General features: G+C 68.9%; 6 protein-coding genes. 3 read left to right on the forward strand and 3 right to left on the reverse strand.

The features are described 5' to 3' along the window. Positions 1 to 3,018 (reverse strand): excinuclease ABC subunit UvrA (gene uvrA, locus ACN8HC_RS19590; protein ID WP_490076520.1); only part of this gene is annotated, 3,018 nt, incomplete at its 3' end. Between the two features lie 56 nt (positions 3,019 to 3,074). On the opposite strand from uvrA, the gene ACN8HC_RS19595 reads away from it, so the two are divergent. Genes ACN8HC_RS19595 through ACN8HC_RS19605 form a run of 3 tightly spaced genes read left to right on the forward strand, consistent with a single transcriptional unit; the run spans position 3,075 to position 5,558 of the window. Next, positions 3,075 to 3,740: an MBL fold metallo-hydrolase gene (locus tag ACN8HC_RS19595; protein ID WP_490076521.1), complete on the forward strand. Its 666-nt coding sequence runs from the start codon at positions 3,075 to 3,077 to the stop codon at positions 3,738 to 3,740. Positions 3,741 to 3,775: 35 nt separating this feature from the next. Beyond that, positions 3,776 to 4,546 carry a C40 family peptidase gene (locus ACN8HC_RS19600; protein WP_490076522.1) on the forward strand — a complete coding sequence of 257 codons (771 nt, stop codon included), beginning with the start codon at positions 3,776 to 3,778 and terminating at the stop codon, positions 4,544 to 4,546. 7 nt (positions 4,547 to 4,553) lie between these two features. Next, positions 4,554 to 5,558, forward strand: coding sequence for an EamA family transporter (locus ACN8HC_RS19605; RefSeq protein ID WP_490076523.1), 1,005 nt, complete (start codon positions 4,554 to 4,556; stop codon positions 5,556 to 5,558). A gap of 19 nt (positions 5,559 to 5,577) precedes the next feature. On the opposite strand, the gene ACN8HC_RS19610 is transcribed toward ACN8HC_RS19605, so the two are convergent. Beyond that, complete coding sequence (locus tag ACN8HC_RS19610; RefSeq protein WP_490076524.1) at positions 5,578 to 6,414, reverse strand: SDR family oxidoreductase; 837 nt, start codon at positions 6,412 to 6,414, stop codon at positions 5,578 to 5,580. A gap of 97 nt (positions 6,415 to 6,511) precedes the next feature. Then, a complete protein-coding gene (locus tag ACN8HC_RS19615; RefSeq protein ID WP_490076525.1) occupies positions 6,512 to 7,912 on the reverse strand; it encodes an MFS transporter in 1,401 nt (466 codons plus the stop codon). Positions 7,913 to 8,383: the final 471 nt, after the last annotated feature.

Raw genomic sequence — 8,383 nt, forward strand, 5'->3', positions numbered from 1 at the left:
GCGAACGCGGCTCGGTTTACTGGCGACGGTCTTCTTCGCGGACGTCTTGCTGCCGCGCTTCGTCGCCGCCTTGGTCGCCGTGCCGGCCTGGTGCTGGGAGGGACGCACCGCGCGTGTCGACTTGGCGAGCAGCGGGCCGAGGAACTGGCCGGTGTAGCTCTCGGCGACCTCGGCGACCTCCTCGGGTGTTCCGGTCGCGACGACGGTGCCGCCCCGGTGCCCGCCCTCCGGACCCATGTCGATGATCCAGTCGGCCGACTTGATGACGTCGAGGTTGTGCTCGATCACGATGACCGTGTTGCCCTTCTCGACCAACCCCTGCAACACACCGAGCAGTTTGCGAATGTCCTCGAAGTGCAGGCCGGTCGTCGGCTCGTCGAGCACGTAGATCGTCCGGCCGGTGGAGCGCTTCTGCAGCTCGGACGCGAGCTTGACACGCTGCGCCTCGCCACCGGAGAGCGTCGGCGCCGGCTGCCCGAGCCGCACATAGCCGAGGCCGACGTCCACCAGCGTGTTCATGTGCCGGGCGATGGCCGGCACGGCCGCGAAGAAGTCCTTGGCCTCCTCGATCGGCATGTCGAGCACGTCGGCGATCGTCTTGCCCTTGAAGTGCACCTCGAGCGTCTCGCGGTTGTAGCGCGCGCCGTGGCACACCTCGCACGGAACGTAGACGTCCGGCAGGAAATTCATCTCGATCTTGATCGTGCCGTCACCGCTGCACGCCTCACACCGGCCGCCCTTGACGTTGAACGAGAACCGTCCGGGCTGGTAACCGCGGACCTTTGCCTCGGTGGTCTCGGCGAACAGCTTGCGGATGCTGTCGAACACGCCGGTGTAGGTCGCCGGGTTGCTCCGCGGTGTCCGCCCGATCGGGCTCTGGTCGACGTGGACCACCTTGTCGAGCTGGTCCAGACCCTCGACGGTGCGGTGCCGGCCCGGCACGTGCCGGGCACCGTTGAGCTGGTTGGCGAGCACGTTGTAGAGGATCGAGTTGACCAGCGTCGACTTCCCCGAGCCCGAGACGCCAGTGACCGCAACGAGGTTGCCGAGCGGTATGGCGACGTCGACGTCCTGCAGGTTGTGCTCGCGCGCTCCGCGCACCACGATCTGCCGGCCGTCCTGTGGGCGGCGGATCGCAGGAGTCAGGATCTCCCGGCGACCGGACAGGTAGGCGCCGGTGATCGAGTCGGGCTGCTCCAGCAGCTCCTTGACCGTCCCCGAGTGGACGACCTTGCCGCCGTGCTCCCCCGCACCCGGACCGATGTCGACCACCCAGTCGGCGGTCGCGATGGTGTCCTCGTCGTGCTCGACGACGATCAGCGTGTTGCCGAGGTCGCGCAACCGGGTCAGCGTCTCGATCAATCGGTGGTTGTCCCGCTGGTGCAACCCGATGGACGGCTCGTCCAGCACGTAGAGGACCCCGACCAGCCCGGAGCCGATCTGGGTGGCCAGCCGGATGCGCTGCGCCTCACCACCGGACAGCGTGGCCGCCGGCCGGTCGAGCGAGAGGTAGTCGAGCCCGACGTCGAGCAGGAAGCCGAGCCGGGCGTCGACCTCGCGGATCACCCGCTCGGCGATCTGCCGCTCCCGCGGCGTGAAGTCGACGCTGTCGAGGAAACCGGCCGACTCCGAGATCGGCAGCGCACACACCTCCGCGATCGACCGGCCGCCGATCGTGACCGCGAGCGACTCCGGCTTCAGCCGCGCACCGTGACAGACCGGGCAGGGGACCTCGCGCATGAAGCCCTCGTAGCGGTCGCGGCTCCAGTCGGACTCGGTCTCCTCGTGCCGTCGCTTGATGAACGGTATGACGCCCTCGAAGCCGGTGGAGTAGCTGCGCTCACGGCCGTAGCGGTTGCGGTATTTGACGTGCACCTTGTGGTTGCGACCGTGCAGCAGCGCCTCCTTCGCGCGCTCGGGCAGCGCCCGCCACGGCATGTCGAGACTGAACTTCTGCTCCTCGGCCAGCGCGCCGATCACGCGCAGGAAGTAGTCGGAGGACTGCGCCCCTTGCGCCCAGGGCAGGATCGCACCCTCGCGGATCGACTTGTCCTGGTCGGGGATGACGAGGTCGACGTCGACCTCCAGCTCGGTGCCGATGCCGGTGCAGGTGGGGCACGCCCCGAACGGACTGTTGAACGAGAACGACCGCGGCTCGATCTCGTCCATGGTCAGCGGGTGCTCGTTGGGGCAGGCCATCTTCTCGGAGAAGCGCCGCTCCCGCTTCGGGTCGTCGGCGGGCAGGTCGACCAGGTCGGCGATCATCACGCCGCCGGCCAGCCCGAGCGCGGTCTCGACCGAGTCGGTGATGCGCTGCTTGGCCGAGGTGTCGCCCTCCTTGGCGACCAGCCGGTCGACCACGACCTCGATGGTGTGCTTCTTCTGCTTGGCGAGCTTCGGCGGCTCGGTGAGAGTGACCACCTCACCGTCGACACGGGCTCGTGAATAGCCCTTGGCCTGCAGCTCGGCGAACAGCTCCAGGTATTCGCCCTTGCGCGACCGCACCACCGGCGCCAGCACCTGGTAGCGCGTGCGGTCCGGCAGCGCGAGCAGCTGGTCGACGATCTGCTGGGGCGTCTGCCGGCCCACCGGCTCACCGCAGACCGGGCAGTGCGGCCGGCCCGCCCGGGCGAACAGCAGGCGTAGGTAGTCGTAGACCTCGGTGATGGTGCCCACCGTCGAGCGGGGATTGCGGTTGGTGGACTTCTGGTCGATCGAGACCGCAGGCGACAGCCCCTCGATGAAGTCGACGTCCGGCTTGTCCATCTGCCCCAGGAACTGCCGAGCGTATGCCGAGAGGCTCTCGACATACCTGCGCTGACCCTCGGCGAAGATGGTGTCGAACGCCAGCGAGGACTTGCCTGACCCCGACAGGCCGGTGAAGACGACGAGCGCGTCGCGCGGGATGTCGATGGAGATGTCCTGCAGGTTGTGCTCGCGAGCACCACGCACCCTGAGGTGGTCGCGGCCTCGTGTAGATGGCACGGTGGATGAGGTCGACGAAGGCACGAACTCCATGCTAGGTCGCACCACCGACAACCCCGAATCCACGACCGGACGGAGCGACAGACGCGATGAGTTACGACGGACAGGTGTCACCGGGTGATGCCGCTGCGACACGTGATACGGGCAACGCCCGGATCAGCAAGATCAGCGTCTCCGACATGCACAACAACGTCTACCTGATCACCGATCCGGCCACCGGCGAGGCGCTGCTCGTCGACGCAGCCGCCGACTGGCCGGCGATCGGCGCGATGATCGCCGCCGATGGTGGCCGCGTGACGCAGATCGTCACCACCCACCGGCACTGGGACCACGTGCGCGCCCTCGAGGATGCCGTGCGCGAGACCGGCGCGGAGACGCTGGCGGGCGCCGACGACGCCGACGAGCTCCCGGTGGCCGTCGACCGCCGGCTCGCCGACGGCGACACCGTGCAGGTCGGCACGCTGCGGCTCGACGTCGTCGCATTGCGCGGCCACACCCCTGGCTCCATCGCGCTGTCCTTCCGGGGCGAGGACGGACTGACCCATCTCTTCACCGGCGACTCGCTCTTCCCCGGCGGCGTCGGCGCGACGAACCACTATGACTACCAGTCGTTCCCGCAGTTGCTCGACGACGTCGAGCACCGCGTGTTCGGTCGGTATGACGACAACACGTGGGTCTATCCCGGCCACGGCGACGACACCACCCTGGACGCCGAGCGCCCGCACCTCGCGGAGTGGCGCGCCCGGGGCTGGTGAGTGCGGCCGTCGCCACGACCGTGTTGGATGGCCTGGTGATCATTGACAGGAGTTCCGCCCAACTGGCAATTGTGAACGTCGACGTCACCGGGCTGTGGAACGCGCCCGACGCACCTCGCCCGATCGACGCGCCGATCGTCGCCGACGCTCCCGACCACGCGCAGTGGCTGGCCGACCTGGACGCGCAGCCGACACTCGAAGCGGGCCGGCTCGGTCTCTACGAACGCCTCGACTCCGAGCTGCTTCGGGACGAGCCGGTGCTGATCACCGGCACGGCCGAGGACGGCTGGACCAAGGTCACCGCGCCCTGGCAGTTGTATGACGGCAGCGCCACCGGTTACCCGGGTTACGTGCGCACCGCGCACCTCCGACCGGTCGAGGACGCACCGGTGGAGAGCCTGCCGGACACCGGCACGGCACCGACCGTCGACAACTTCCTCGCCGCGGCGCGCCGTCACCTCGGCCTCGCCTACCTGTGGGGCGGCATCTCGCCGGCGGGCCTCGACTGCTCCGGCCTGGTGCATCACAGCTTGCGGCAGCTCGGAGTGCTCTTCCCTCGTGACGGCGGCGACCAGTACCACGCGTGCGAGGACGTCCCGCTGGACCAGGCACGGCCGGGCGACCTGTATTTCTTCGGCTATCCCGGCAACCCCCTGCACCACGTCGGCATCGTCACGGACGCCGGCCGCATTCTGCACTCGCCGTCCACCGGCGAGTTCGTCGTCGAGGAGGACATGCCGGCGCCGCGCCAGGAGACGCTGAAGGTGATCGGCCGGATCCGGCAGCTGCACGACGGAAAAATATGATCCCGATGTGAAACGTCGAGCAGCCGGCCCGGGCGGCGTCCCCGCGCCGCTGCTGGTTCTCGGCAGCATCGCCTCGGTGCAGTTCGGCGGGGCGCTCGCCGCGACGCTGCTCCCGCTGGTCGGAGTCGCCGGCTCGGTGGCTCTGCGGCTCGGGATCGCCACCATCATCCTGTGCGCCTGCCTGCGGCCGTCCGTGCACGGCCGGAGCCGGACCGACTGGAGCGCCGTCGTGGCATACGCGGTGGTCCTCGGCGCGATGAACCTGTGCTTCTACGGCTCCCTGCAACGCCTCCCGATCGGCGTCGCCGTCACCATCGAATTCATCGGTCCGCTCGCGCTGTCCGCCGTCTTGTCACGCCATGTCCGCGACGCGGTCGCGGTGCTGCTGGCCGCCGCCGGAGTGGTGCTCGTGTCCGGTGCGGCCACCACGCCACTGCGCGAGCTGGACGGACCGGGAATCCTGCTCGCGCTCGCGGCCGGCGCGCTCTGGGCGGCATACATCCTGACCTCGCGCCGCACCGGCCGGCACTTCGCGGGCCTGGACGGGCTCGCCATCGCCATGCTGCTCGCGACGGTCGTCGTGCTGCCGTTCGGCGCCCTCGAGGCCGGCCGGTCCCTCCTCNGCCGCACCGGCCGGCACTTCGCGGGCCTGGACGGGCTCGCCATCGCCATGCTGCTCGCGACGGTCGTCGTGCTGCCGTTCGGCGCCCTCGAGGCCGGCCGGTCCCTCCTCAGCGGCGACGCGCTGCTGAAGGGCGCGGGCATCGCGGTGCTGTCCTCGGTTATCCCCTACTCGCTGGAACTCGTGGCGCTGCGCCGGATCGCGCCGCACGTCTTCGGCATCCTGCTGTCCCTCGAACCGGTTGCGGCCGCGGGCGCCGGACTGGTCGTCCTCGGTCAGCACCTGTCGGCGGTCAAGCTGCTCGGAATGCTCCTCGTCGTGGCCGCGAGCGTGCTCATCCTCGGCGCGGCGCACGGTGGCGCCGACGAAGCACCGCCCCGAGACGTATGACGAGACGCTCCGCGCCGGCTCAGAGAACGGGCCGGCCGCCGGTCACGGCGACCCGCGCGCCGGAGACGTAGCTCGCCTCGTCCGACGCCAGGAGCACGTAGACCGGCGCGAGCTCGGCCGGCTGACCGGGGCGTCCCAGGGGCGTGTCCTTGCCGAAGCTCTCCACCTTCTCCTGGGGCATGGTGGACGGGATGAGGGGTGTCCAGATCGGCCCGGGCGCCACGCTGTTCGCGCGGATTCCCTTGGGGCCCAGCAATTGCGCGAGGCTTGCGGTCATGTTGGCGATGGCCGCCTTCGTCGCGGCATACGGCATCAGCGTCGGGCTGGGAGTGTCGGAGTTGACCGAGGACGAGCCGATGATCGACGACCCCGGTCCCATGTGCGGCACGGCGGCCTTCACCAGGTGGAACAGCGCACTGAGGTTCGTCGCCAAGGTCCGGTCCCAGTCGTCGTCGGGGATGTCCTCCACCGACTCGTAGGTCATCTGGAACGCGGCGTTGCTCACCAGGACGTCGATCCGCCCCCACTCCTGCACGGCCCGGTCGATCACCTCACGGCAGTGCTGCGGGTCGGCGAGATCGCCGCGGACCAGGACCGCGGTGCGGCCGGCCTGCTCGACCCACCGCTTGGTGTCCTCCGCGTCCGCGTCCTCGCTGAGGTAGGAGATCAGCACGTCGGCACCTTCGCGCGCGTAGGCGATCGCGACCGCCTTTCCGATGCCGCTGTCGGCACCGGTGATCACCGCTACCTTGCCGTCGAGCCGGCCGGATCCCTGGTAACTCTCCTCGCCGTGGTCCGGCTTGTTCCGCATCTGCTCCTCGCTGGCGGGCGGCTGCTGCGCGGGCTCCTGGGGCATGATCTCTCCTCACGGGTTGTGACGGTGGTCGGTGAGGGTTACCCACCGAGCACCCGATCATGTGCCGCGCCACCCGAGACGTATGACGTCAGGGAGCTCAGCTGCCTCGGATGCCGGACGCGTGCGGCGTGGCGTGCTCGGGGACACCATCCTCCGGGCGCTGACCGGGCACACCCCGGCCGCGGATCGACCTGCCGGCGGTCTCCGGCACGAAGCTCAGCGCGATCATGCCGACGATCATCGCGGCCATCATGTAGAACGCCGGCATGTAGCGGTTGCCGGTCGCGTTGACGAGCGCGTCGTCCACGGACGCCACGGTGCCACCGAAGGCCGCGGTGGCGACGTTGTAGCCGATCGCCATACCGGCGTAGCGCACGTGGGCCGGGAACATCGCCGGAAACGTCCCCGAGATGGTGCCGAGCTGCGGCAGGAAGACCAGGCCCAGCACGGCGAACCCGACGATCGCCCAGCCGAGCCCCTGCCCCATCAACCAGAAGCACGGGACGGCGCAGACGAAGGTGGCGGTCAGCGAGAACCACCACATGGGTTTGCGTCCGACCCGGTCCGACGCCGCGCCGGTGACCCAGATCAGCGCCATCATCAACAGCTGACCGATCAGCACCACGATGTCGGACTGCGTCGCGGAGATCCCGAGCGAACCGCTCATGTAGGTGGGCATGTAGGTGAGCAGCGTGTAGTCCGCGATGTTGAGCGCGATGACCAGGCCGAAGAGCTTCACGATCGGGCGCCAGTGCTCCCGCAGCAGGTTCTTCAGCGCTCCGGTCGCCGCGTCCTCCACCTCGTTCTTCTCCTGCAGCTCCTGGAAGACCGGGGTGTCCTCCATCCGGCTGCGCAGGTAGAGCCCGATCAGGCCGAGCGGCAGCCCGATGAGGAACGGGATGCGCCAGCCCCATACGTTCATCTGGTGCTGATCGAGCGCGGCGCGCAGGATCAGCGTGACGATGATGCCGGCGCTGAAACCGGTGAGCGTGCCGAACTCCAGGAACGAGCCCCAGAAACCACGGCGCTTGTCGGGCGCGTACTCGGCCATGAAGGTCGCGGCGCCGCCATACTCTCCGCCGGTGGAGAAGCCCTGCACGACGCGGAGCAGGATCAACAGGATCGGCGCCCAGATGCCGATGGAGTCATAACTCGGGATGCAGCCGACGAGGAACGTGCCGACGGCCATCAGGATGATGGTCAGCGCCATGACCTTGTTGCGGCCGATCCGGTCACCGATCGGGCCCCAGACGATGCCGCCGAGCGGGCGCAGGACGAAGGACACGGCATACACGAGCAAGGTGGCGAGCTGTCCGTAGTGGCCGGGGAAGAAGTTCGTGGTCAGCTCCGCCACCAGGTAGGCGTAGACGCCGTAGTCGTACCACTCGGTGGCGTTGCCGATCATCGATGCGCCGACGGCGCGGCGCAGGGTCTTGGTGGAGACCGGCTGATCGCCGGGACTCCCGTGGATCTCGCTGTCACTCGGTTGAGCTGGCATGTGCGCCTCCCTCGTGGTGGTTTGCACTCCTGGCTGCCCGCTGCCGGCCACGCTCTCGGGCCCGCAGGTCATCGGGATGTCGTGGGCGGAAGGCGATCCGTCGCCCACCGGCGATCCCCGGCCGCGCACGCTACGTCATTCGCTGGCGACATACCAGCCGGCCGGCGTGTTTGATTGTTGACAATCAGCATATCGCGCGGGGCGTCGCCGGAGGGCTGTCGCGAACGTCGGATCTGGGCGGGCGTGCCTGCTCGTCACGTGCACAGGTCGCGACCCTCGCGAGTTAGGCGCAGGTATGCCGCTCGTCGCGCGCACAGGTCGCGACCGTCGCGAGTTACGTGCAGGTGTGCCGGGCGGATTCCACCGGTCTAGGCAACATCTCGAATTGAAGGAGATGTTGTGGGAGATCGTCAGAAGGGTTGTACTCGGTCGTATCCGCCGCAGGTGTGGTCGAAGTTTTTCGACTTGGTC

The sequence above is a fragment of the Flexivirga sp. YIM B11880 genome (genome assembly GCF_058148645.1).